Source organism: Mesorhizobium sp. B3-1-9, from assembly GCF_006439595.1.
Classification (GTDB): Bacteria; Pseudomonadota; Alphaproteobacteria; order Rhizobiales; family Rhizobiaceae; genus Mesorhizobium.
Map to the genome: position 1 here is coordinate 1 of NZ_VFTJ01000014.1, position 23,917 is coordinate 23,917.

22 protein-coding genes are annotated in these 23,917 nt (G+C 64.4%); 15 read left to right on the top strand and 7 right to left on the bottom strand.

Features of this window, described 5'->3' with window-relative positions; translation table 11 throughout:
• Positions 1-111: 111 nt before the first annotated feature.
• The 6 genes from iolE (FJW07_RS21985) (at position 112) to iolG (ending at position 6,198) form a co-directional block, all read left to right on the top strand.
• Complete coding sequence (gene iolE / locus FJW07_RS21985) at positions 112-1,041, top strand: myo-inosose-2 dehydratase (RefSeq protein ID WP_140858758.1); 930 nt, start codon at positions 112-114, stop codon at positions 1,039-1,041.
• Positions 1,031-1,873 carry a polysaccharide deacetylase family protein gene (locus FJW07_RS21990; RefSeq protein WP_140858759.1) on the top strand — a complete coding sequence of 281 codons (843 nt, stop codon included), beginning with the start codon at positions 1,031-1,033 and terminating at the stop codon, positions 1,871-1,873. Before iolE (FJW07_RS21985) ends, FJW07_RS21990 begins: the two co-directional genes overlap by 11 nt.
• A 102-nt stretch (positions 1,874-1,975) precedes the next feature.
• Positions 1,976-2,956 (top strand): sugar ABC transporter substrate-binding protein, encoded by a 981-nt coding sequence (locus FJW07_RS21995; protein WP_140659507.1) that lies wholly within the window; start codon positions 1,976-1,978, stop codon positions 2,954-2,956.
• Positions 2,957-3,151: 195 nt separating this feature from the next.
• A complete protein-coding gene (locus FJW07_RS22000; RefSeq protein ID WP_226892047.1) occupies positions 3,152-4,261 on the top strand; it encodes an ABC transporter permease in 1,110 nt (369 codons plus the stop codon).
• A 3-nt stretch (positions 4,262-4,264) separates the two neighbouring features.
• Positions 4,265-5,083, top strand: a complete 819-nt coding sequence (locus FJW07_RS22005; protein WP_140858760.1) for an ATP-binding cassette domain-containing protein — start codon at positions 4,265-4,267, stop codon at positions 5,081-5,083.
• 122 nt (positions 5,084-5,205) lie between these two features.
• Positions 5,206-6,198: an inositol 2-dehydrogenase gene (iolG, locus tag FJW07_RS22010; RefSeq protein ID WP_140858761.1), complete on the top strand. Its 993-nt coding sequence runs from the start codon at positions 5,206-5,208 to the stop codon at positions 6,196-6,198.
• A gap of 23 nt (positions 6,199-6,221) precedes the next feature.
• On the opposite strand, the gene FJW07_RS22015 is transcribed toward iolG, so the two are convergent.
• Positions 6,222-7,331, bottom strand: coding sequence for a Gfo/Idh/MocA family oxidoreductase (locus FJW07_RS22015; protein WP_140858762.1), 1,110 nt, complete (start codon positions 7,329-7,331; stop codon positions 6,222-6,224).
• A 246-nt stretch (positions 7,332-7,577) separates the two neighbouring features.
• Here FJW07_RS22015 and FJW07_RS22020 point away from each other — a divergent pair, with 246 nt between their 5' ends.
• The 9 genes from FJW07_RS22020 to phnN all read left to right on the top strand — a co-directional run bounded on the left by FJW07_RS22020 (position 7,578) and on the right by phnN (position 17,678).
• Complete coding sequence (locus tag FJW07_RS22020) at positions 7,578-8,423, top strand: MurR/RpiR family transcriptional regulator (RefSeq protein WP_181182696.1); 846 nt, start codon at positions 7,578-7,580, stop codon at positions 8,421-8,423.
• Between the two features lie 154 nt (positions 8,424-8,577).
• Positions 8,578-10,512 carry a 5-dehydro-2-deoxygluconokinase gene (iolC, locus tag FJW07_RS22025; RefSeq protein WP_140858764.1) on the top strand — a complete coding sequence of 645 codons (1,935 nt, stop codon included), beginning with the start codon at positions 8,578-8,580 and terminating at the stop codon, positions 10,510-10,512.
• Between the two features lie 36 nt (positions 10,513-10,548).
• Entirely contained in the window at positions 10,549-12,393 is a 1,845-nt protein-coding gene (iolD, locus tag FJW07_RS22030; protein WP_140858765.1) for a 3D-(3,5/4)-trihydroxycyclohexane-1,2-dione acylhydrolase (decyclizing), read from the top strand.
• A 42-nt stretch (positions 12,394-12,435) separates the two neighbouring features.
• A complete protein-coding gene (gene iolE, locus FJW07_RS22035; RefSeq protein WP_140858766.1) occupies positions 12,436-13,350 on the top strand; it encodes a myo-inosose-2 dehydratase in 915 nt (304 codons plus the stop codon).
• 82 nt (positions 13,351-13,432) lie between these two features.
• Positions 13,433-13,645 (top strand): DUF3329 domain-containing protein, encoded by a 213-nt coding sequence (locus FJW07_RS22040; protein WP_140659516.1) that lies wholly within the window; start codon positions 13,433-13,435, stop codon positions 13,643-13,645.
• Between the two features lie 380 nt (positions 13,646-14,025).
• Positions 14,026-14,838, top strand: a complete 813-nt coding sequence (gene iolB / locus FJW07_RS22045; RefSeq protein ID WP_140858767.1) for a 5-deoxy-glucuronate isomerase — start codon at positions 14,026-14,028, stop codon at positions 14,836-14,838.
• Positions 14,839-15,087: 249 nt separating this feature from the next.
• A complete protein-coding gene (locus tag FJW07_RS22050; RefSeq protein WP_140858768.1) occupies positions 15,088-15,795 on the top strand; it encodes a DUF1045 domain-containing protein in 708 nt (235 codons plus the stop codon).
• Positions 15,796-15,915: 120 nt separating this feature from the next.
• A complete protein-coding gene (locus FJW07_RS22055) occupies positions 15,916-17,055 on the top strand; it encodes an alpha-D-ribose 1-methylphosphonate 5-triphosphate diphosphatase (RefSeq protein WP_140858769.1) in 1,140 nt (379 codons plus the stop codon).
• Positions 17,052-17,678: a phosphonate metabolism protein/1,5-bisphosphokinase (PRPP-forming) PhnN gene (gene phnN, locus FJW07_RS22060; protein WP_181166885.1), complete on the top strand. Its 627-nt coding sequence runs from the start codon at positions 17,052-17,054 to the stop codon at positions 17,676-17,678. The genes FJW07_RS22055 and phnN overlap by 4 nt, the downstream gene beginning before the upstream one ends.
• Positions 17,679-17,840: 162 nt before the next feature.
• Here phnN and FJW07_RS22065 read toward each other — a convergent pair whose 3' ends face one another.
• The 6 genes from FJW07_RS22065 to FJW07_RS22090 all read right to left on the bottom strand — a co-directional run bounded on the left by FJW07_RS22065 (position 17,841) and on the right by FJW07_RS22090 (position 23,903).
• Positions 17,841-18,656: an ATP-binding cassette domain-containing protein gene (locus FJW07_RS22065; RefSeq protein ID WP_140659520.1), complete on the bottom strand. Its 816-nt coding sequence runs from the start codon at positions 18,654-18,656 to the stop codon at positions 17,841-17,843.
• Entirely contained in the window at positions 18,656-19,393 is a 738-nt protein-coding gene (locus FJW07_RS22070) for an ABC transporter permease (RefSeq protein ID WP_348639959.1), read from the bottom strand. The genes FJW07_RS22065 and FJW07_RS22070 overlap by 1 nt, the downstream gene beginning before the upstream one ends.
• Positions 19,394-19,396: 3 nt before the next feature.
• Positions 19,397-20,143, bottom strand: coding sequence for an ABC transporter permease subunit (locus FJW07_RS22075; protein ID WP_246680842.1), 747 nt, complete (start codon positions 20,141-20,143; stop codon positions 19,397-19,399).
• A gap of 174 nt (positions 20,144-20,317) precedes the next feature.
• Positions 20,318-21,160 carry a transporter substrate-binding domain-containing protein gene (locus tag FJW07_RS22080; protein WP_210239906.1) on the bottom strand — a complete coding sequence of 281 codons (843 nt, stop codon included), beginning with the start codon at positions 21,158-21,160 and terminating at the stop codon, positions 20,318-20,320.
• A 185-nt stretch (positions 21,161-21,345) separates the two neighbouring features.
• Complete coding sequence (locus FJW07_RS22085) at positions 21,346-22,341, bottom strand: ABC transporter permease (protein ID WP_140708437.1); 996 nt, start codon at positions 22,339-22,341, stop codon at positions 21,346-21,348.
• Entirely contained in the window at positions 22,338-23,903 is a 1,566-nt protein-coding gene (locus FJW07_RS22090; protein WP_140641639.1) for a sugar ABC transporter ATP-binding protein, read from the bottom strand. The genes FJW07_RS22085 and FJW07_RS22090 overlap by 4 nt, the downstream gene beginning before the upstream one ends.
• Positions 23,904-23,917: the final 14 nt, after the last annotated feature.

Consider the following 23,917-nt stretch of genomic DNA (forward strand, 5'->3'; position numbering starts at 1 on the left):
CTGCCAAACGAAACGGCAGGGTTTCGCGCCCTGTCGCCAGCAATCGCAGCCATCTCCTCCCGAGACCAGACACCCCGCAGCCGTCCCCGGCTGCGGGGCGGAAAGCGAGCAATGACCACAGTTCGACTTGGCATAAACCCGATCACCTGGACCAATGACGACGTGCCGGAACTGGGCGGCGACACGCCGCTCGAGACCTGCCTCAGCGAAACCGCCGAGGCCGGCTATGCCGGCACCGAGCTCGGCGGCAAGTTCCCGCGCGACAGCCGCGCGCTCAGGCCCATCCTCGACCATTACGGGCTGGCGCTGGTCTCCGGCTGGTATGACGGCCGCATCTGCGAGAAGGATGTCGACGAGGAATTCGAGGCGATCCGGCCGCATCTGACGCTGCTTCGAGACCTCGGCGCCAGGCGCGTCGTCTATGCCGACACCTCGCACGGCCGGCATGGCGCGATCCACGACCCGATCTCGCAGCGGCCGAAGCTGATGGATGGGGAATGGAAGGCCTATGGCGCCAAGATCACCCGGCTCGCCGAGCGTTTTTCCGATTTCGGCGTCGGCATGGCCTTCCACCACCACATGGGCACCATCGTCGAGACCGACGCGGAGATCGACAGGCTGATGCACACAAGCGGCGAGGCGGTCGGCCTGCTTTACGATACCGGGCACTGCGCCTTTTCGGGCGGTGACCCGGAGCAATTGCTGCGCCGGCATGTCGAGCGCGTCGTGCATGTGCATTGCAAGGATGTGCGCCCGGCGGCGCTGAAGAAGGCGCGCGACGCCGACATGAGCTTCATGGGCGCGGTGATGGAAGGCATCTTCACGGTGCCGGGCGACGGCGCGATCGACTATCCGACGCTGCTGAAGATCCTCGCCGACCAGGGCTATTCCGGCTGGTTGGTGGTCGAAGCCGAGCAGGACCCGGCCAAGGCGCATCCCTTGACCTATGCCACGATGGGCTACCGCAACCTGAAGAGGCTGGCGCAAGGCGCGGGCTTCTACGTGCACGAGCGCGCACAGGAGGTCCGCCATGCCGGCTGAACGCAAGGTCGTCATCAACATCGACGATGTCGGCATGTGCCACGGCGCCAATGTCGCCTATCTGAAGCTGAAGCGCGCCGGCGCGGTCGACAGCGGCTCGGTGATGGTGCCCTGCCCCTGGTTCCTCGAGATCGCCGAGGAAGGCGCGAAAGACGCCTCGCTCAATCTCGGCGTCCACATCACGCTGACCTCCGAGAAGAAATATTACCGCTGGCGGCCGCTGACCAAGGCGAGCCAGGCGTCGGGCATCGTCGATGGCGACGGCTATCTGTTCCGCTCCGTGCCGGAATTGCGCGCCAAGGGTGAGCCGGAAGCCGTGGAGGCCGAGATGCGGGCGCAGATCGAAGCGGCATTGGCCGCCGGGCTCTCGCTCACTCATATCGATGGCCATATGGGCGCGGTGTTCTCGCCCGAATTCGTCGACCGCTATGCAGCGGTCGGCATCGACTACGGCCTGCCGACTTTGTTTCCGAGAAGCATTGCGGTCTACGGGCCGATCCATAATCTGGGCAAGCTGGACGACGGCGTCTATGCCGCGCCGGGGAAACGGCTGGAGCAAGCCGGCGAGACGCTGGCGAGCGTCGTTCTGGAAACGCCCTGGCATCGCAACCAGCCGGCCCACGCGCGCTACGAGGCGCTGTTCAACCAGATCGGCGAAGGGCTCAATTTCCTTTGCCTGCACGCCAATGCGCCCGGCGAGATCGAGGAGATCGAACCGAACTCGGCGCAGATCCGCATCGACGAATTCGAGCTGCTTCCAGACCCGGACTTCATGGCCTTCGTGGAAGGATTGTCCATCCGCCGCGGCTCGCTCCGGGATTTCCGGGCATGATCGTGCCCGCAAGGAGAGACCTGCAATCATGACGAAATGGCCTGACCAGGGAGGGTCGAGGCCAAGACTTTGGGAACACAACAACAACTGAGGAGAACCACTATGAGTGCCTTATTCTCGATCCGGAATGTGCTCGGCGCCGCGGCGCTCTCGCTTGCTTTTGCCGGCGTCGGCATTCTGCCTGCGCCAGCCCAGGTGAAGAAGGAAAGCGATGTGCGCATCGTCTTCGTCACCCACGGCCAGGCCAACGACGTCTATTGGAGCGTGGTGAAGAACGGCATGCAGGCCGCCGCCCAGCAGCTCGGCGTCAAGGTCGAATACCAGGCACCGGAAACCTTCGACGTGGTGCGCATGGCGCGCATGATCGAGGCGGCGACCGCGTCAAAGCCGGACGGGCTGGTCGTCTCCATCCCCGACATGGACGCGCTGAAGGCGCCGGTGGAAGCGGCCAAGGCCGCCGGCATCCCGGTGGTGGTCATCGACAGCGGCGAGGAAGCGGTGGAGCCCTGGGGCCTCGACCTCTTCGTCGGCGGCGGCTCGGAATACGACAATGGCGTCAAGGCCGGCGAGATCATGGCCAAGGCCGGCGTCAAGAAGGGCATCTGCATCAACCACGAAGTCGGCAATGTCAGCCTCGACAAGCGCTGCGAAGGCTATAATGACGGGCTGAAGAAGAGCGGCGGCTCCTCCGACGTGGTCGCGGCCACCATGGACCCGACGGACGTGACGCGCCGTGTCGAAGGCTACCTCACCGCGCATGCGGACGTCACCGGCGTGCTGACGCTCGGCCCGACCGTCGCGGCGCCGCTGCTCAAGATGTTTTCGGATGCCGGCACGATCGGCAACTACAAGATCGGCACCTTCGACCTGTCGCCCGAGATCCTCGATGCCGTAGCCAAGGGCACGATGATGTTCGGCATCGACAACCAGCAATATATGATGGGCTATTATCCCGTCGTCTTCCTGACCAACAAGGCGATGTACAAGACCTTCCCGACCTCCGCCGTGCGCACCGGTCCGTCCTTCATCATGAAGGATGATGCCGCGGCCGTACGTGATCTCAGCAAGGCCGGCATCCGCTGATGCTATAATGGCCCGCTGGCGCTCTAAGATAGAGCATGATGTCGTCCGAAAACCGCTTCACACTTTTCGGCATCATGCTCTGGCCGGCGGGCACTTGTTGGACGCGGAATCCGGACGGAAGCCAAGGCGAAGCCGCCGAACCTGCCGCTTCGGATTTTTCCTGGGGTGCCCTGGACGCTTATTGGGATGACGATCTTGACCGATGCACTGAACCCGGCCCATCCACCCGAGCCGAAGCCCGTTTCGCGACGCCTGGTGCGCCTGATGCGGCGGCCGGAGCTCGGCGCCATCACCGGCACGGTCATCGTCTTCCTCGCTTTCGGCATCACAGCCGGCAATAGCGGCCTGTTCTCGATGGCCGGCATCGCCAATTTCCTGCAGGTGTCGGCGCAGCTCGGCATCCTTGCCGCGGCGGTCGCGCTTCTGATGATCGGCGGCGAGTTCGACCTGTCGCTGGGTTCGATGATCGGCTTTGCCAGCGTCACAATCGGGCTTTGCGTCACCCAGTTCGGGCTGTCGATCCCCGCGGCGGTGGCGATCGCCTTCGTCATCGCCATCATCGTCGGCGCTTTGAACGGCATCCTTGTGGTGCGCACAAGGCTGCCCTCCTTCATCGTAACGCTGGCAGGCCTGTTCATCCTGCGCGGGCTGACGCTGGCCATCACGCGCACCGTCACCGGGCGCACGCAGATCCCCTATATCACCGACGGCCAGGAAGGCAGCTTCGTGGTCTGGCTGTTCGGCGGCAAGTTCGGCGCGCCGGTCTTCGCCTGGCTCGCCTCGCATGGCGTGATCGACGCCCGGCCCGACGGCTCGGCGATGGTGCAGGGCCTGTCGATGTCGATCCTGTGGTGGGTGGCGGTGACGGCCTTCGCCACATGGCTGCTGGTCAAGACGCGCTTCGGCAATTGGGTGTTCGCCGTCGGCGGCGACGACCGCGCGGCGCGCAATGTCGGCGTGCCGGTCGACCGGGTGAAGATCCTGCTGTTCATCGGCACGGCGCTGTCGGCGACGCTGTTCGCCGTCATCCAGGTGCTGGAAGCCGGCTCCGCCGACACGCTGCGCGGCACGCAGAAGGAGTTCCAGGCGATCATCGCGGCGGTGATCGGCGGCTGCCTGCTCACCGGCGGCTACGGCTCGGCGATCGGCGCCATGTTCGGCGCGCTGATCTTCGGCACGGTGGAGATGGGCATCTTCTACACCGGCATCGACACCGACTGGTTCCAGGTCTTCCTCGGCTCGATGCTGCTGATCGCCGTGCTGGTCAACAATTACGTGCGCCGCAAGGCGACGGAGGCGCGCTGACAGATGGCCGAGCCCGTTCCGCTCATCGAACTGCGCAACGTCACCCGCCGCTTCGGCTCGGTGACGGCGCTGCGCGACATGTCTTTCGCCGCGCATGCGGGCGAGGTCCACTGCCTGCTCGGCGACAACGGCGCCGGCAAGTCGACGCTGATCAAGACGCTGTCGGGCGTGCACACGCCGAGCGAAGGCCAGATGTATGTCGACGGCAAGCCGGTAACGTTCAGTTCCCCCAGGCAGGCGCTGGACGCCGGCATCGCCACCGTCTTCCAGGACCTGTCGATGATCCCGCTGATGAGCATCACCCGCAACTTCTTCCTCGGACGCGAGCCGGTGAAGGGCTGGGGACCCGCCAGGCGTATCGACATGAAGGCGGCCGATGCGATCGTCTATGACGAGCTCGGCAAGATCGGCATCAATGTGCGCGATCCGCAGCAGGCGGTGGGCACGCTTTCCGGCGGCGAGCGGCAGTGCGTGGCGATCGCGCGCGCCGTCTATCACGGGGCGCGGGTGCTGATCCTCGACGAGCCGACCTCGGCGCTCGGAGTGCACCAGGCCTCGATCGTGCTGCGCTATGTGGCGCAGGCGCGCCAGCGTGGGCTCGCCGTCATCTTCATCACCCACAACATCCACCACGCCTATCCGATCGGCGATGTCTTCACCATGCTCAACCGCGGCCGTTCGCTCGGCACGTTCCGCAAGGGCGAGATCACCGAGAAGGAGGTGCTCGACATGATGGCCGGCGGCCGCGAGATCCGCGAATTGCAGCAGGAACTGGAGCGCTTCACCAAACCGGGATCCGGCGCGGAAGCGGCTGCCCACTAGAGCATGATCCCGAAAAGTGGGAACCGGTTTTCGGAAAAGATCATGCTCCAACAAAGAGTTAGAGCAGGATGACGATTCAATGAAACGTCGTCCTGCTCTAAGGCATTACAGAAGGTAGAAAAATGATCGACGCCGCATTGTTCGGCGCCGGGCTGATCGGCTCGGTGCATGCGAAAAACCTTGCCCGGCATCCGGGGGTGCGCCTGCGCACTATCGTCGACCCGCGCCGTGACGCGGCTGAGCACATCGCCACCGGAACAGGCGCGGAGATCGCCGACACCGCAACGGTGATGAACGACCCGTCGATCAAGGCGGTGGTGATCGCTTCCGCCACCCGCACCCATGCCGACCTGATCGTCGAGGCCGCCGCCAAGGGAAAGGCGATCTTCTGCGAAAAGCCGATCGACCTCGACATCGCACGCACGGACGCATGCTTGGCGGCGGTCGAGAAGGCTGGCGTGCCCTTGCAAATCGGCTTCAACCGGCGCTTCGATCCGTCCTTCGCCGCCGTGAAGCGAAGGATCGAGGCCGGCGAGATCGGCGCGGTCGAGCAGGTGATCATCACCAGCCGCGACCCGGAACCGGAAACCGAGGAGGCATTGGCCGGCGGCGGCGGCGTGTTCCGCGAGATGACCATCCATGATTTCGACATGGCGCGCTTCCTGCTCGGCGAGGAGCCGGTGGAGCTCTTCGCCATCGGCTCGTCGCTGGTCGAGCCCTACTACGCAAAACTCGGCGATTACGACACGGCGATGTTCATCCTGCGCACCGCGTCGGGCCGGCAGTGCCACATCAACAACAGCGTGCGCGCCGTCTATGGCTACGACCAGCGCATCGAGGTGCATGGCTCGAAGGGCATGCTGCAGGCCGGCAATCGCACTCCGACCTCTGTCAGCCTCAGCGGCGAGAACGGGATCGCCGCAGACCGGCCGCTTTATTTCTTCGTCGAGCGCTATGCCCAATCCTACGAGGCGGAGGTCGATCATTTCATCCAGTCGGTCGCCGCAGGGCGGAAGCCGGCGGTCGGCGCGGCGGACGGGCGCAAGGCGATGATCCTGTGCGAGGCAGCACTTGCCTCGGCCAAGTCCGGCCGCTTCGAGCCGGTCCGATTCTAAGGCGTGACGCCTTGCCCGCTGCCCTATCTCACATCGACCCAGCGCTGCTCCTGGAACGAGCGCGCCATGGCATGCACGGTGCGCTCGATCTCCAGCCCCTCGTCGAAGTCGATGATGCGGGCCGGCCTGTCGGCGATGCGCATCAAGAGCTCGCGGCATTCGATCATCTTGAGGTCGTTGAAGCCGAGGCCGTGGCCGGGCGCCGGCAGGAAGGAATCGTAGGGCTTGTGGTGCGGCGCGACCAGGACGGTGCGGTAGCCCTGTTCGGTCGGCCGGTCGGCGGTGAGGTAGAGCTGGAATTCGTTCATCCGCTCCTGGTCGTAGAGGATCGAGCCCTTCGAGCCGAAGATCTGGATGGCGATGCGGCCCTTGCGGCCCCAGGCCGAGCGATTGACCATGAGCGTGCCGGCAACGCCGTTTTCCAGATGCATCAAGACGCTGGCGATGTCGTAGGTCTCGACCGCGCGGCGGGCGCCGGAAGCGGTCTTGCGGTCGGCATAGGGTTTGACCATGTCGCACATGACGCGGGAAACACGGCCGAACAGCACCTTGATCAGCGACAGCGGATGGACGGCGAAATCGTCAAGCGCGCCATAACCGGACGAAGCCTCGTGCTTCCAGAAGAACAGCGCTTCCGGATCGGCCATGAAATCCTCGTCCATCTCGATGCGCACGAGGTTGACGTCGCCGATGATCTTTTCCTCCAGCAGCGCGCCGATATGGCGGATGGCGGGGTTCTGGATGTAGTTGTAGCCGAGTACGGCGACCTTGCCGGATTGCTTCGCCGCGGCAGCCATGGTCTCGGCCTCCGCAAAACTCGGCGCCATCGGCTTCTCGCACCACAGATGCTTGCCGGCTTCCAGGATGGCGATCGCCATTTCGGGGTGGAACTGGTTGGGCGTGGTCAGCGAGACGATTTCGACGTCCGGATCCTCGACCACGGCACGCCAGTCGCCGGAGCCTTTTGCGAAGCCGAATTCGCCGGCCTTGCGCCGGGCAAGCTCGTCATTCACCTCGCCCAGATGCACCAGTTTCGGCTTCTCGACATCGGGAAAGACCGTGCCCACCGCATTCCAGGCGATGGCGTGGCACTTGCCCATGAAGCCCGTGCCGATGAGGCCCACTCCGACCATGTCGATTGTCTCCGCCAGAGCAATTCCAGGAAAAGTGCCGAGCGGTTTTCCGTCCGGAATTGCGTCAACAAACAGATGGAGCGGTTCCGTGAAAGCGGAATCGCTCCGGGGAAATACTGATGTGGATGAATTAGTCCATTTTGGTAAAGAATGGAACATCCAAATCATTTTTTATGGTGTTCTTGCGCGAACTCGTTATGATGAGGCAGGAGAGGGGCAAACCTTATGGGCGTGGGCGGAGCGACGATGGACGAACGGGTGCCTCGCGATTTCGAAACGCTGCGCGCGACGATCCTGGACAGGCGCACGAGCTTGCCCAAGCGCATCGCGCAAATCGCCGCCTATGCGCTCGACAACCCCGACGACATCGCTTTCGGCACGGCGGCAAGCATCGCCGCCTCGGCCGGCGTTCAGCCCTCGACGCTGATCCGTTTTGCCCAGCAGCTCGGCTTCGACGGATTCACCAGCCTGCAGCAGGTTTTCCGCGAGCGGCTGCGCGAACGCAACTCCTCCTATGATGAGCGGCTGGCGGCGCTGCGCACCAAGGCCGAGGACGGCGGCGGGCATCGGGCGATCTTCGACGGCTTCGTCGCCGCCGCCAGCACCTCGCTGGGCGATATTTCTCGCGCGCTCAACGACGCGCATTTCGAAGAAGCGGTGGCGCTTCTGGCGAAGGCCGAGACGATCTATGTGCTGGCCAAGCGCCGCTCCTATCCGGTGGCGTCCTACATCGCCTATGCGCTGGGCAAGCTCAAGATCCGCAACCAGCTGGTGGAATCGGCCGCAGGGCTGAACGCCGAGATGATCGGCTTCGCCACGCCGCGCGACGCCGTCATCGCCATCAGCTTCTCGCCTTACGCGCCAGCAACCATCGACGAGACACGCTCGATCGCGGAACAGGGCGTGCCGATCGTGGCCATCACCGACTCGTCCTTCTCGCCGCTGGCGCAGTTCGCAAAGGTCTGGTTCGAGGTCGCCGAGGCCGATTTCGGCGGCTTCCGTTCGATTTCGGCGACGATGGCGCTGGCCATGGCGCTGACCGTCGCCGTCGGCGAGAAGCGCCGCGAAGCCGGGCGCCGGCGCAAGGGCTGAGCCTCGCCGAGGAGCGCTTTTCGGCATGGGAACGCTCATTCCATATTGACTGTGGATTGGAATTAATATTTCATATTGACGACACCACGCCGTCGCTGGCGCGTGCTGTCCAAAACGACGCTGCTCTATCCAACAAGGCCGATGGGAGGTTCGAATGGGCGAAGCCGTGGAAGGGAAATACCCGCCGCTCGACGTCATCACCATCGGCCGCGCCTCGGTCGATCTCTATGGCCAGCAGATCGGCTCGCGGCTGGAGGACATCGCCTCTTTCGCCAAGTCGGTCGGCGGCTGTCCGGCCAATATTTCCGTCGGCACGGCAAGGCTCGGCCTGCGCTCGGCGCTGCTGACGCGCGTCGGCGACGAGCAGATGGGCCGCTTCATCCGCGAGCAGCTTCGGCGCGAGGGCGTGTCTGTCGACGGGCTGAAGACCGACAAGGAACGGCTGACGGCGCTGGTGCTGCTTTCGGTCGAGAGCGAAGGCGTCTCGCCGATGATCTTCTATCGCTCCGACTGCGCCGACATGGCGCTTGCCGAAGAAGACATCGACGAGGGCTTCATCGCCTCGGCGCGTTCGGTCGTCGTCACCGGCACGCATTTCTCGCGGCCCAATTCCAATGCCGCGCAGCGCAAGGCGATCCGCCTGATGAAGGCCCGGGGTGGCAAGGTGGTGTTCGACATCGACTATCGCCCGAACCTTTGGGGCCTTGCCGGGCATGCCGAAGGCTTCGAGCGCTACGTCAAGTCGGACCGCGTCTCGGCGCAGCTCAAGACCGTGCTGCCGGATTGCGATCTCATCGTCGGCACCGAGGAAGAGATCATGATCGCGTCGGGCGCCGACGATTGCCTGAGCGCGCTGAAGACGATCCGCGCGCTGTCCTCGGCCACCATCGTGCTGAAGCGCGGCGCCAAGGGCTGCATCGTCTATGACGGCCCGATAAGCGACGATCTCGAGGACGGCATCGTCGGCAAGGGTTTCCCGATCGAGATCTACAATGTGCTGGGTGCCGGCGACGCCTTCATGTCCGGCTTCCTGCGTGGCTGGCTGGGCGGCGAGAGTTTTGCCACCGCCGCGACTTGGGCCAATGCCTGCGGCGCCTTCGCCGTGTCGCGCCTGCTTTGCGCGCCGGAATATCCGACCTTCGAGGAGCTGCAGTTCTTCCTGAAGCACGGCAGCAAGCACCTGGCGCTGCGCAAGGACGAGGCGATCAACCACATCCATTGGGCGACGACGCGGCGGCGCGATATCCCCTCGCTGATGGCTTTGGCCTGCGACCATCGTGTCCAGCTCGAAGACGTTGCCGCCAAGATCGGCGCCGACGTTTCGCGCATCCCCGACTTCAAGGTGCTCACCGTCAAGGCGGCGGCAAAAGTCGCCGCCGGCCGCGACGGCTACGGCATGTTGATCGACGAGAAATACGGGCGCGACGCGATGTTCGAATTCGCACGCCATCCCTTCGCCTGGCTCGGGCGTCCCGTCGAATTGCCCGGATCGCGGCCGCTGCGCTTCGAGTTCTCGCAGGATATCGGCTCGCAGCTCACCGAATGGCCGGTCGACCATTGCATCAAATGTCTGTGCTTCTACCACCCGGACGACCCGGAAGCGCTCAAAGGTGAGCAGCAGCAGAAGCTGCGCGCTTTGTTCGAGGCGGCGAGGAAAGTCGGCCGGGAACTGCTGGTCGAGATCATCGCCGGCAAGCATGGCAAGCTCGACGACACCACCATTCCGCGCGCGCTGGAGGAACTTTATGCGCTGGGCATCAAGCCGGACTGGTGGAAGCTCGAGCCGCAGGCTTCGGCGGGCGCCTGGGCGAAGATCGAACAGGTGATCGTCAGGAACGATCCCTGGTGCCGCGGTGTCGTGCTGCTCGGGCTCGAAGCGCCACAGGACGAGCTGGTCGCGGCCTTCGCGGCAACCGCCAACGCGCCGATCGTCAAAGGTTTTGCCGTCGGCCGCACCATCTTCATCAACGCCGCCGAACAATGGCTGGCCGGCAGGATGTCCGATGACGAAGCGGTGGCCGACATGGCCGCGCGCTTCGAGCAGCTGACCGAGGCGTGGCTTGCCGCGCGCGGCCGCAAGGCCGCATAAGAAAAACGGCGTCAACGAAAGCCGGAGGAAACGACAATGAGCAAGACCGTTCGCCTGACCATGGCGCAGGCGCTAACCCGCTTTCTCAGCCGGCAAATGACCGAGATCGACGGCAGACAAGTGCCGATCTTCGGCGGCGTCTGGGCGATCTTCGGCCATGGCAATGTCGCCGGCGTCGGTGAGGCGCTCTATCAGGTGCGCGACGAGCTGCCGACCTTCCGCGCCCATAACGAGCAGGCGATGGCGCATGCGGCGATCGCCTATGGCAAGGCGAATTTCCGCCGCCGCTTCATGGCAGCGACCACCTCGATTGGCCCCGGCGCGCTCAACATGGTGACGGCAGCGGCACTCGCGCATGTAAACCGGTTGCCTGTCCTGTTTTTGCCCGGCGACGTCTTCGCCAACCGCCTGCCCGATCCGGTGCTGCAGCAGGCCGAGGATTTTTCCGACGGTACGGCGAGCGTCAACGACTGTTTCCGCCCGGTATCGCGCTATTTCGACCGCATCACGCGGCCGGAGCAGATCATCCCGGCGCTGAACCGCGCCATGCAGGTGCTGACCGATCCGGCCGAATGCGGCCCGGTCACGCTCTCGCTCTGCCAGGACGTGCAGGCCGAGGCCTATGATTATCCCGAAAGCCTGTTTGCCGAACGCGTCTGGACGCCGCGCCGGCTGCGCCCCGACCGCAACGAGCTGGCGGCCGCCGTCGCGGCGCTGAAGGGCGCCAGCAAGCCGCTGGTGATCGCCGGCGGTGGCGTCCTCTATTCGCAGGCTTCCGGAGAGCTAGCGAAGCTGGTGCAGGGCGCCGGTATCCCGGTTTGCGAGACGCAAGGGGGCAAGTCTTCGCTCCCCGACGATCATCCGCTCAACATGGCCGCCGTCGGCGTCACCGGCACCTCGGCCGCCAACCGGTTGGCCGAGGAAGCCGATGTCGTGCTCGCCGTCGGCACCAGGCTGCAGGATTTCACCACCGGCTCCTGGGCGCTGTTCAAGAATGCTGGCCGCACCATCATCGGCCTGAACACCCAGGTTTTCGACGCCGGCAAGCATTGGGCCTTGCCGCTGGTCGCCGATGCCGCCGAGGGTCTGGCCGAATTGGCTTCCGCGCTGAAGGGCTGGAAGGCGCCGGCCGCCTGGACCGACAATGCGCTGAAGGGCAAGACGGAATGGCAGGCCGCCGCCGCCAAGGTGACGGCCTCGACCAACGCGGCCTATCCTTCCGACGCGCAGGTGATCGGCGCCGTGCAGCGGGCAATGGGCTCCGATGTGACGCTGCTGCATGCCGCCGGGGGCCTGCCCGGCGAATTGCACAAGCTCTGGCAGGCAGGCGCGCCGGGCTCCTACCATGCCGAATACGGCTTCTCGACCATGGGCTACGAGATCGCCGGCGGGCTCGGCGTCAAGATGGCAAGGCCCGACCAGGAGGTCGTCGTCATGGTCGGCGACGGCTCCTATCTGATGCTCAATTCCGAGATCGCCACCTCGGTGATGCTTGGCCTGAAGCTCACCATCGTGCTGCTCGACAATCGCGGCTATGGCTGCATCAACCGGCTGCAGATGGCGACCGGCGGCGCCAATTTCAACAATTTGTTGAAGGACGCCCGCCACGAGGTGATGCCCGACGTCGACTTCGCCGCCCATGCGGCGAGCCTTGGCGCCGTCGCCGAGAAGGTGGCGTCGATCGCGGAACTGGAGACGGCGCTGGCCAAGGCCAAAAACAACGACAAGACGACGGTGCTGGTCATCGACACCGATCCGCTGGTGTCGACCGATGCCGGCGGCCATTGGTGGGACGTCGCCGTGCCGGAAGTCTCCGCGCGGCCCCAGGTCAACGCCGCGCGCAAGAAATACGAGGAAGCCGTGGACAGCCGGCAAGGCTGAGCTGGCGTCCGCCTCATAATGAACTGACATCGGAGCGAAGACTTGAAAGCCAAACTGGGCATGTCCCCCATAGCGTGGTGGAACGACGATCTCGTGGAACTGAGCGATGACGTGTCGCTGGAGGAGTGTCTGCGCCAGTCGCGCTCGGCGGGCTTCACCGGCATGGAGATGGGCCGCCGCTTCCCCAACGACCCGAAGGTGATGCTGCCGATCCTGAAAGCAGCCGACGTCACGCTTTGCGGCGGCTGGTTCTCCGGCACGCTGGTCAATGAGGACATGGCCAGGAACAAGGACCGCATCCAGCCGATGATCGACCTGTTCAAGGCGGTCGACGCGCCCTGCATCGTCTATGGCGAGGTCGGCCGCTCCATCCAGGGCGATCGTTCGAAACCCTTGGCCACCAAGCCGACGCTTACCGGCGACGAGATGAAGGCCTATGGCCGCCGCGTCACCGAATTCGGCGAATGGTGCGCGGACCAAGGCATGCCGCTTTCCTACCACCATCACATGGCGGCGGTGGTCGAGACCGAGCCGGAGCTCGACGCTTTCATGCGCCATTCCGGCGAAGGCATCCCGCTTTTGCTCGATGCCGGCCATCTGGCCTTTGCCGGCGGCGACGTGCTGCGCGCCATCGACAACCACCACAAGCGCATCAACCATGTTCATGTGAAGGACGTGCGCATGGGCGTCATCGAGGGGCTCGACCGCTCAAAACAGTCCTTTCTCGATGCCGTGGCGCTCGGCGCCTTCACCGTGCCGGGCGACGGCTCGCTCGATTTCGGCGCCATCGTCCAGCGGTTCGCCGATCATGGCTATGAGGGTTGGTTCGTCGTGGAAGCCGAGCAGGATCCGAAGAAGAACTCGCCGCTCAAGATGGCTCAGGTCGGCCACAAGGAGTTGATGCGGGTGATGACGGCCGCCGGCTACACGGTCGAAACGCAGGGTTTTCCGGCCTGAACGGTGGATTAGTCATGAATGATGGATTAGTCCGGGCACTCGGTCTATCTGATGCGCTTTGGGCAAATCCTGGATTGGCGCGATGAAAGACTATGAGCACCCCTTCTTCCGGCCGCTGTGGCGCCGCATCGCCGTCGTCGCGGTCTGCCTGGTCTGGTCGGCGATCGAGTTCGCCTCCGGCACGCCATTCTGGGGCGTCATCGCGCTCGGCTTCGCCGGTTATGCCGTGTGGCAGTTCTTCTATCTCTACAAGCCGGCCGACGAGACCAAGCCACCGGCCGAGCCGAGGGAATGAAGCGGTCGATGGGGTGGAGGGTTCACGGATCGGACAGCGCGCATGGCGCATCGGATGCATTAGCGATTGGCTGAAACATCTTTCGCTTCGTCATCCACGGGCGAAGCAAGGAGCGAAGCGACGCGGCGCAGACCCCAGGATCCATTCCGTGACTTCGAAGCAGCCGCTGCGGTGCAGAATTCTGCTCCGCTGCACTCTTCGACTGAGGGAACGGAATGGATCCTAGGGTCTCCGCGACGGAGATCCGCTCCTGCTCCGCCCTAGGATGACGAAGTTGAGAGAAACCGGCCAATCTCCACGGTTTTCACGATAGTCCAATGAACGATGAAATCCTGCAAGCAGGCCTGAAAATCGAAGCGCCCAGGAATTAGGAGACAAAAATGTCGAAACTGCTCGTCAAGACCGACAAGGGCCACGGCCACGTCGCTCACGTCACGCCGCAAAGCGCCGGCTGGACCTATGTCGGCTTCGATCTGCATCGGCTGAAAGCGGGCGAGACGGCGTCCGGCAAGACCGGCGACCGCGAGGTCTGCCTGGTCTTCGTCACCGGCAAGGGCAAGGCATCGGCCGGCGGCAAGGACCTCGGCCTGCTCGGCGAGCGCATGTCGCCCTTCGAAGGCAAGCCCTGGTCGGTCTATGTGCCGCAAGGCGCTGATTGGTCCGTGACGGCCGATACCGAACTGGAGCTTGCCGTCTGCTCGGCGCCGGGCTTAAGCGGCGGCCTGCCGGTGCGCGTCATTGGACCTGACGATCTCGGCCAGGAGGTGCGCGGCAAGGGCACCAACACGCGCTACGTCACCAACATCCTGCCCGAGGGCAAGCCGGCGGATTCGCTGCTGGTGGTCGAGGTCATCACGCCCGGCGGCCACACGTCGAGCTATCCGCCGCACAAGCACGACCAGGACAATCTCCCCGCGGAATCCTATCTCGAGGAGACCTATTACCACCGGCTCAACCCGCCGCAGGGCTTTGCCTTCCAGCGCGTCTACACCGACGCCGACCGCAATGGCGTGCGCGAGCTGGACGAAGCGATGGCGATCGAGGACGGCGATGTCGTGCTGGTGCCGAAGGGCTATCACCCCTGCGCGGCCTGCCACGGCTACGACCTCTATTACCTCAATGTCATGGCCGGACCGAAGCGGACGTGGAAATTCCACAACGCGGCCGAGCACGAGTGGCTGATGAAGGCCTGATCAAACAGTTCGGCAAAGCCGTTGGTCCAGTTAAGAGAAATCGTCGGCTAACGACCTTGCGGCTGGACTTGCCTTCGAAAACCCACGAAAGCTTCGTCAATCCGTCATGGAAATCACCTATGGCAGCGGTTCCGGTGCATGTCGCCGCAAACGCTCCGGCGTTTTTGGGCCACGACTTGCCAAGACAATGACTTGAAGCGCGTCGCATATTCCTTTCGGGGCGCGCAGCGCGCTTGACGAGGAATGCCCATGCGCTACGCCATCTACTACACTCCGGGACAGGACGAGAAGCTGGCGCGCATTGCCGCCAACTGGCTGGGCCGCGACCCGTTTGGCGCGGCGACGCGACCGGTCGAGGCCGTGGGCAATCTGTCGGCCGCGGAAGTCGCCTTCCATACCGCCTCCGCCAGGCGCTACGGGTTCCACGCGACGCTGAAGGCGCCGTTCCGGCTGGCGCCGGACGAGACGGAAGCTTCGCTGCGCGCCGCTCTCGACAGCTTCGCCGAAGCCACGCCGCCAGTCGTCATCCCGCGCCTCGTGGTCGGCCAGATCGACGATTTCTTCGCCCTGGTGCCCGAAACCGCGTTCGCCCCGATCAACGATTTCGCCGGCGAGGTCGTGCGCGCCTTCGACGGCTTCCGTGCGCCATTGACCGAGGCCGAGATCGAGCGCCGCAGCCCAGATTCGCTGAAGCCGGACGAGTTTCGCAACCTTTGCCAATGGGGCTACCCATATGTTTTCGACACTTTCCGTTTCCACATGACGCTGTCGGGGCGCGTCGGGCCACAGGAAAGCCCACGTCTTCGCGCAGCGATAGACGGCCTGTTCGCCGACGTGCTGCGGCAGCCGGTGCCGGTGGATGCGCTGACATTATTCGTCGAAAGCGAGCCCGGCGCCCCGTTCATGGTGCTTTCCCATCATGCGCTTGGCCACGGCCCGGCCCGCAAGACCGCTTAGGGCGGGTCAGCGGAAACGCTGAACCGCCTGTCTCTTTGTTTACGCAATTCCGGACGGAAAACCGTAAGGCACTTTTCCTGGAATTGCTCTGATTGACCGCTCGAGATAGGACCGCCTGAGATGACCGCCGAAACCGTTCTCACCAATGCCCGCATCGTGCTGCCGGACGAAATCGTCGAGGGCTCGCTGTTGTTGCGCGACGGCCTGATCGCCGCCGTCGAACCGGGCGCTGCCCGCACCGGGGAGGACATGGGCGGCGACTACATCATTCCGGGCCTCGTCGAGCTTCACACCGACCATCTCGAAGGCCATTACGCGCCGCGCCCGAAAGTGCGCTGGAATCCGATCGCCGCCGTGCTTGCGCATGACGCCCAGGTCGCGACCGCCGGCATCACCACCGTGCTCGACGCCTTGCGCGTCGGCATGGACGAGGACGCCGACCTGAAGTCCGACGACGTTCGCAAGCTGGCCGACGCGATCGAGGACAGCGTGCGCCAGGACCGGCTCAGGGCCGACCATTTCATCCATCTGCGCTGCGAGGTCTCGGCGCCGGACTGCCTCGAGGCTTTCGCCAATTTCGAGACCGACGACCGGGTGAAACTTGCCTCGCTGATGGACCATGCGCCTGGACAGCGCCAGTTCGTCAACCTCGAGACCTATGCCTACTACTACCAGCGCAAGCTGAAGCTGACGGACCAGGATTTCAAGAAATTCTGCGAGAAGCGGATGGCGGAATCGACCCGCAACTCCGGTCCGAACCGCGTCTTCATCTCGGCCGCCTGCCAGGAGCGCGGCATCGTGCTGGCGAGCCATGACGACGCGACCGCCGGCCATGTCGAAGAAGCGATCGAGCAGGGCGTGCGCGTCGCCGAGTTCCCGACGACGGAAGAGGCGGCCAAGGCCTCGAAGGCGGCCGGCCTCGGCGTGCTGATGGGCGCGCCCAACGTCATGCGCGGCGCCTCGCATTCCGGCAACGTCTCGGCGCGCACGCTTGCCGCCGACGGCCTGCTCGACATCCTGTCGTCCGACTACATCCCCTTCAGCCTGATCCAGTCGGCCTTCTTCCTCGGCGATGTCGTCGAGGGCATCTCGCTGCCGCAGGCGGTCGCCATGGTGTCGAAGAACCCGGCCGAAGCCATCGGCCTTACCGATCGCGGCGTCATCGAGCCGGGCCGCCGCGCGGACCTGGTGCGGGTGCGCGTCGACGATCATGTGCCGGTCGTGCGCACCGTGTGGCGCCAGGGCCGCCGGGTCGCATGATGGTCTCGGCCCTCATCGAGCGCGAGCTGGCCGAGAGCCTGCCGATCCGCAACGGCGTCTTCGTCGCGGTGGTGGGGCCGAGCGGCGCCGGCAAGGATACGCTGATCGGCTACGCCAAGCAGCGCTTCGCCGGCGAGACGCGGCTGGAATTCGTGCGCCGCGTCATCACCAGGCCGAGCGACACGGCAAGCGAGGACCACGACACGCTGGCCGACGCCGCCTTTGCCGAAGCGGAGGCCGACGGCGCCTTCTCGCTGTGCTGGGACGCGCATGGCCTGCGCTATGGCCTGCCGGCCGATGTCGACTGGGCGGTGGCGAACGGCCACGTGGCTGTCGCCAACGTGTCGCGTGCGGTCATCCCGGCGCTGCGCGAACGCTACGCCAATCTGGCCGTGGTCGAGATCACCGCGGCGCCGGAGATCCTCGCGGAACGGCTGGCAGCGCGCGGCCGTGAATCACGCGGCGAAGTGCTTGCCCGCCTGGCGCGCAGCACGAACGTCAAGCTGACAGGACCGGACATCACGTCGATCGACAATGGCGGCGACAAGGAGGTCGCCGGCGAACGCTTTGCCGAAGTGCTGCGCAAGGCGATGGCGTTCTCCGACCTGTCGGACATGATCTAAGATATGCTGACATTCAGGTGAGTCCGGCCTACAAGTAGCGGCTCCCTGCGCTTCCGGTGCTCACGTACTTAAGTACGCTCCGCTCCGGTTCTCGGAAGCCACCACTTTCGGCTCGGCCTGACCTGAATCTCAGCGCATCTTGGCGCCGAGCAAGGTCCGTCTTCACTTGTTGAAGTTGGCGATGAACTGCTTGAACTGGGGTGTCGGCGGCCTGGCAAACATCTCCTTCGGCTCGCCGGCCGAATCCACCTCGCCCTTGTGCAGGAACATCACCTTGCTCGACACGTCGCGGGCAAAGCCCATTTCATGGGTCACGACCAGCATGGTGCGCCCTTCTTCGGCAAGCGAGCGCATGACGCGCAGCACCTCGCCGACCAGTTCCGGATCGAGCGCGGATGTCGGCTCGTCGAACAGCATCACCTTGGGATTCATCGCCAGCGCGCGGGCGATCGCAGCGCGCTGCTGCTGGCCGCCCGACATATGCGGCGGATAGTAGTTGCGGCGCTCCCAGATGCCGACGCGCTTCAGCAATGCCTCGGCTTGCTCCAGGCACTCCGCGCGCGGCCGCTTCAGCACATGCGTCGGCGCGGCGACGAGGTTTTCCAGCACGGTCATGTGCGACCAGAGATTGAAGCTCTGGAAAACCATGGCGAGGTTGGCGCGGATCCGCTCCACCTGGCGGATGTCGGCCGGCATTTGGTGGCCGTCGCGGCCCCGCTTCATCCGGATGAGCTCGCCATCCACGCGCACTTCGCCGGAATCCGGGGTCTCCAGGAGATTGATACAGCGCAGCATCGTGCTCTTGCCGGACCCCGAGGAGCCGAGGATCGAAATCACATCGCCCTTGTGGGCTTCCAGCGAAATGCCCTTGAGCACCTCGTGATCGCCAAAACACTTGCGCAGGTCCTTGACGCTGATGGCTGCCTTGTCGTCCGGGGACGATGCCGCTTGCGCGGCGGCGGCGACATTTGCCGACATCACAACACCTCCGGTACGGATTTGATTTGCTGGCTCTGCTCGGGCGGGGGACGCAGATGCGGTGAAAGCCGGTATTCGACCCAGGCGAACAGGCGGGCGATCGACAGGTTGAGAAGCAGGTAGATCACACCGGCGCAGGTCAGCACCTCGATCGGCCGGAACGTGTCGTGCTGGATCTTTTGCGCCGTTCCCATCATCTCCATGATGGTGACCACGGACGCGAGCGCGGTCGCCTTGGTCATGAGGATGATTTCGGTCGAATAGGCCGGCAGGGCAAGCCGCAGCGCGATCGGCAGCGTGACGAGGCGAAAGCGGGTGAACGCCGACATGCCGAATGCCTTGGCCGCCTCGATCTGGCCGACAGGCACCGCCCGCAGCGCGCCGCGGAAAATCTCGCTCTCATAGGCGGCTGTGTTCAAGGCCATGGCGACGATCGTGCAATACATCGGATCGCGCAGGATCGGCCACAGGATCGGGCTGTGGCGAACGAAATCGAACTGGGAGAGCCCGAAATAGATCAGGTAGAGCTGCACCAGCAGCGGCGAGCCGCGGAAGACGAAGACATAGGCGCGGGTGAAATATTCGCCGAACTTGTAGCCGGAAGCCCGCAACCAGGTCAGGCCGGTGGCGATGATGAGGCCGAAGGCGATGCCGAAGAACCAGATCTCGAGCGTCAGCGGCAGCGCCTTCAGCACGCTCCACATGGTCGAAAGGTAGAAGTCGAAATCCACCGCCACCTCTTATTTCGGCCGGGTGAAGCTGCGGGAGGTGTAACGCTCGGCCCTGTCGAAGATCGGCGTCGAGATCGAGGTCATCACCAGGTAAAGGATGCCGGCGACCGTGTAGAAAAGCAGCGAATGATGCGTCGAGCGCGCCGCCTTGTTCGCGGTGAGCATCAGCTCGGCGACGCCGGTGACCGAGATCAGCGCCGAATCCTTGATGGTCAATTGCCAGACATTGCCCAGCCCCGGCACCGCGAGACGCAGGACCTGAGGCATGATCACGAGGCGAAACCGCAGCCAGGCCGACATGCCATAGGCACGCGCCGCTTCCAGCTCGCCGCGGTGGATCGCCAGGAACGACCCGCGAAAAACCTCGGCCTGGTAGGCGCCGGAAATGATGCCGACCGCGAGCACGCCGCCGAGGAAGCTCGGCATGTTCAAGATGTCCGTCGAGCCGATCGATCCGGTGGACCTTGCCACGCCGGTCAGGACCTGCGTGCCGCCATAGTAGAACAGATAGATGATCAGCAGTTCCGGTTCGCCGCGAAACACGGTGGTGTAGCTCTCGCCGATGAACCTCAACCCGCCGCGATGCGAAAGCTTGGCCGCCGCCACCAGCGAGCCGAGCACGGCACCAATCAGCATCGAGACGACGGTGACGGCGAGCGTCCAGCCGATGCCCCAGAGCAGTTGCACGCCCCAGCCGGCGGCCAACAGCTCATAGGCCGTCGACACCTGGTCCTTGAGATCGTTGAGAAACTCCACGTACGGCTCCTGCGGGCGTCGACGGGTTGCCCGCCTTAAAGCGCGTGTCAAAACGGGTTAGGCGACGCGCTTTAAGGCCTTGCCTTGATGCATGTCGTTCTCCCAAAACCGCTGCGCACTTTTGGGCGACATGCAAAGCAAACGGGAGCAGCCTTGGCTGCTCCCGTTGCGACATTACTTGGTAATGTCGATCTTGAACCACTGCATGGAATATTTCGACACCGAGCCGTCATCGAGCGCGGCCTTGAGCGCCTTGTTGTAAATGTCCTGCAGGTCCTTGTCGGTCTTGCGGAAAGCGGCGCCGATGCCCGGCCCGAGGATCGGGCCACCCTTGAATTGCGGGCCGACGAATGCCAGGTCCTTGGCGTCCGGCTTGGCCAGCGTGCCGAGGAAGTAGGTGGTGTCGGCGAAAGCGACGTCGATGCGGCCCGCCATCAGGTCGAGGTCATGCTCGTCGGTGGTCTTGTATTCATGAACGTTGGCGACATCCTTGAGATACTTGTCGGCAAACGTCGCCTCGGTGGTCGAAACCTGCAGGCCGACATTCTTGCCGGTGAGCTCCTTGCGCAGCGTGTCGAGCGCCGCCTTGGATTCGGCGTCGTCCTTCGACAGATCGATCATCTTGCCGCTGTTGGACAGCTGCGCCAGCGGACCGTTCTTGTCGGCAAGGAAGGCGACCGGCGAAGAGGCATAGGGGATCGAGAAGTCGATCGTCTTCATGCGCTCTTCGGTGATCGACATACCATCCATGACGATGTCGAACTTGCCGGCCGTGAGGCCGGGAATGACGCCGTCCCAATCCTGCGCCACGATGTTGCATTCCAGCTTCGCGCGGGCGCAGACGTCGTTGAGGATATCCACCTCGAAGCCGACGATCTTGCCGCTGGCATCCGTCTGGTTCCAGGGGGCGTAAGAGCCCTCCATGGCGACCGTCACGGTCTTCCAGTCCTTGGCCATTGCCGGGGTCGAGCAGGTCAACGCCAGCGCGGCGAGCGCGATCCAACGTGCTGATGTCACGGTAATTTCTCCCATATTCTGTTCTTGGAACCCTCAGATGCCAATTGCTTAGCCCAGCCCCAATTCTGCGACAAGGGCAGTTTTCCGGTTCACGCGTTGTTGCAATCCGCCCGCGAATCCGGGTCTGCCCGGTGGGTTTTCCCGCGAGCATCGGTCCAATCAGAACCGTGAATGTTAAAGCGAGGCTACTCCGCCGGCGCGCCCGCAACGTTTTGGCGCGTCGCTTCGACCATGCGGCGGCGGGCGCGGAAGACGCCCCATTGCTGGTCGACCAGCACGCCGATCAGGATCACGCCGCCCATCACGGCGAAGTTGAGCGAGGAGGGAATGCCGAGCAGGTTGACGAGGTTCTGCAACTCCTGCAGCAGCACGGTGCCGAGGATGACGCCGACCAGCGAGCCCTCGCCGCCGCGCAGCGAGAAGCCGCCCAGCACCGCCGCCGCAATGGCATAGAGCTCGTAGAACTGGCCGTGGCTCGCCGGCGAGATCGAGCGCGTGTACATGGCGAAATAGATCGCAGACAGCGCTGTCAGGACGCCGCAGATGACATAGGCCGCGATGATCACCCGGCCCGTGCGGATGCCGGAATATTTCGCCGCTTCCTCGTTCTTGCCGATAGCGTAGAGGTAGCGGCCGAATACCGAGCGGTGCAGCACCACCCACATGACGATGCCGATGACGATCAGCGCGATGAAGCTGTTCGGCAGGCCATAGGAGCGACCCGCGGTCAGGAATTCGAGCGTCGGGAAATTCTGGCCGAAGGCGAAGCCCGCCGTGCCGTCGGCGGTGTAGAAGCGCGCCACGCCGCGATAGATGAGCAGGCCGCACAGCGTCACCACGAAGGGCTGCAGTTTCAGCCGCGTGATCAGCCAGCCATGCACGAAGCCGATGATGGCGCCAAGCACCAGGATCAGCACGAAGGCCAGCGGCCAGTTCACCTCGCGCACCGCGATGAAGTCGATGAACAGCGTGCCGAGCAGGGCGACCAGCGAGCCGACCGACAATTCTATGCCGCCGGTGATGATGACGAAGGCCTGGCCGATCGACAGGATGCCGAACAGCGCCACCAGGTTGGAGGTGTTGGCGAGGTTGATCGCCGACAGGAAGCGCGGGTTGATGGCCGTCACCACCGCGCCGACCACCAAGATCAGGATCAGCAGGCCGAGATCTTTCTTGCTCATTGCGCTCCTCCCGCCGCTTGCAGCAATTTCGGCTTCTTGCCGACCGCCAGCAAGAGCACGTTCTCCTGGCTGAAATCGTCCTTGTCGAGGATGCCGGAGATCTGCCCCTCATGCATGACCGCGATGCGGTCCGACACGCCGATCACCTCTTCCATGTCGCTGGAGATCATCAGCACGGCGACGCCGGCATCGGCCAGCGCTCGCATCAGCCCGTAGATCTCGGCCTTGGCGCCGATGTCGATGCCGCGCGTCGGCTCATCCAGGATCATCACCTTCGGGTTCATCGCCAGCCATTTGGCCAGAACCACCTTCTGCTGGTTGCCGCCTGACAAAGTGCCGGTGCGGGTCAGGACCGACGGTGCCTTGATGCCGAGGTTTTTCTTCTGCTTTTCGGCCGTCGCGAGTTCAGCGCTGGCGGACACCAGCGAGCGCCTGGCATGCGCAGGCAGATTGGGCAGCGAGATGTTCTGGGCGATCGACAGGTCGAGCAATATGCCGGTCAGCTTGCGGTCCTCCGGCACCAGGAAGATGCCGTTCGCCACCGCGTCCGCCGCCGAGCCTACATCGAGCGGCTTGCCGTCGAGCGTGACACTGCCTGCCAACCGCTCGTCGATGCCGAACAGCACGCGCGCCAACTCCGTGCGGCCGGAGCCGACTAGGCCCGCGAGGCCGAGGATCTCGCCGTGTCTCAATTCCAGGCTGACCGGCCGGTCGGGATAGGTGCTGGTGCGGATCGCGTCCGCCGACAGGGCCACGCTGCCCGGCGCGCGGGCGGCTTCGCCGGCCTTCTCGCGCTCCTTCAGCATGCGGCCGATCATCAGCCTGACCATCTCGTCGTGATTGATCTGGTCCTTTGCCAGCGTGCCGGCCAGCGTGCCGTCGCGCAGCACCACGACACGGTCGGCGACGCGCTCGATCTCATGCAGCCGGTGCGAGATGAAGATGACGCTGATGCCTTCCGCCTTCAGGCCCTTGATGACGTCGAGCAGCTTTTCGGTCTCGGCGATCGGCAGGCTGGAGGTCGGCTCGTCGAGGATGACCAGCCGCGCCTTGATCGACAGCGCCTTGGCGATCTCGACCATCTGCTGCTGGGCGAGCGACAGCGAAGCCACCGGCGCGTCGGCCGAGAAATTGGCGCCGACGCGCTTCAGGAGCGGCGCCACCATCTCGCGCAGTTTCGCGCGGTCGACCAGCTTCAGCGGCCCCGCGCGCAGCGGCTCGCGGCCGAAGAAGATGTTGGCGGCGACGTCGAGGTTTTCGAAGAGGTTGAGCTCCTGGTGCACGAAGGCGATGCCGGAGCCGATGCTTTGCTCGACGGTCAATCCGTCATGCGCCGCGCCATCGACGGCAACGGTGCCGCTGTCCGGCCGCGTCACGCCGCCGAGGATTTTCATCAGCGTCGATTTGCCGGCGCCGTTTTCGCCGACGAGGCCGATGACCTCGCCGGGCCGGACCTCCATCGAAAACCTGTCCAGCGCCACAACACCCGGATAGGTCTTGCGCACGGCCTCCAGGCCCAGGAACGGAGCGGCGATCGGTTGAGTGGTGTCGGTAGAGGTCATCGCGCCATAGTTTA

Coding starts and splice junctions, on each gene's coding strand:
- iolE (WP_140858758.1), top strand. CDS start 112: ATGACCACAGTTCGACTTGGCATAAACCCGATCACCTGGACCAATGAC.
- FJW07_RS21990 (WP_140858759.1), top strand. CDS start 1,031: ATGCCGGCTGAACGCAAGGTCGTCATCAACATCGACGATGTCGGCATG.
- FJW07_RS21995 (WP_140659507.1), top strand. CDS start 1,976: ATGAGTGCCTTATTCTCGATCCGGAATGTGCTCGGCGCCGCGGCGCTC.
- FJW07_RS22005 (WP_140858760.1), top strand. CDS start 4,265: ATGGCCGAGCCCGTTCCGCTCATCGAACTGCGCAACGTCACCCGCCGC.
- iolG (WP_140858761.1), top strand. CDS start 5,206: ATGATCGACGCCGCATTGTTCGGCGCCGGGCTGATCGGCTCGGTGCAT.
- FJW07_RS22015 (WP_140858762.1), bottom strand. CDS start 7,331: ATGGTCGGAGTGGGCCTCATCGGCACGGGCTTCATGGGCAAGTGCCAC.
- FJW07_RS22020 (WP_181182696.1), top strand. CDS start 7,578: ATGGACGAACGGGTGCCTCGCGATTTCGAAACGCTGCGCGCGACGATC.
- iolC (WP_140858764.1), top strand. CDS start 8,578: ATGGGCGAAGCCGTGGAAGGGAAATACCCGCCGCTCGACGTCATCACC.
- iolD (WP_140858765.1), top strand. CDS start 10,549: ATGAGCAAGACCGTTCGCCTGACCATGGCGCAGGCGCTAACCCGCTTT.
- FJW07_RS22040 (WP_140659516.1), top strand. CDS start 13,433: ATGAAAGACTATGAGCACCCCTTCTTCCGGCCGCTGTGGCGCCGCATC.
- iolB (WP_140858767.1), top strand. CDS start 14,026: ATGTCGAAACTGCTCGTCAAGACCGACAAGGGCCACGGCCACGTCGCT.
- FJW07_RS22050 (WP_140858768.1), top strand. CDS start 15,088: ATGCGCTACGCCATCTACTACACTCCGGGACAGGACGAGAAGCTGGCG.
- FJW07_RS22055 (WP_140858769.1), top strand. CDS start 15,916: ATGACCGCCGAAACCGTTCTCACCAATGCCCGCATCGTGCTGCCGGAC.
- phnN (WP_181166885.1), top strand. CDS start 17,052: ATGATGGTCTCGGCCCTCATCGAGCGCGAGCTGGCCGAGAGCCTGCCG.
- FJW07_RS22065 (WP_140659520.1), bottom strand. CDS start 18,656: ATGTCGGCAAATGTCGCCGCCGCCGCGCAAGCGGCATCGTCCCCGGAC.
- FJW07_RS22085 (WP_140708437.1), bottom strand. CDS start 22,341: ATGAGCAAGAAAGATCTCGGCCTGCTGATCCTGATCTTGGTGGTCGGC.
- FJW07_RS22090 (WP_140641639.1), bottom strand. CDS start 23,903: ATGACCTCTACCGACACCACTCAACCGATCGCCGCTCCGTTCCTGGGC.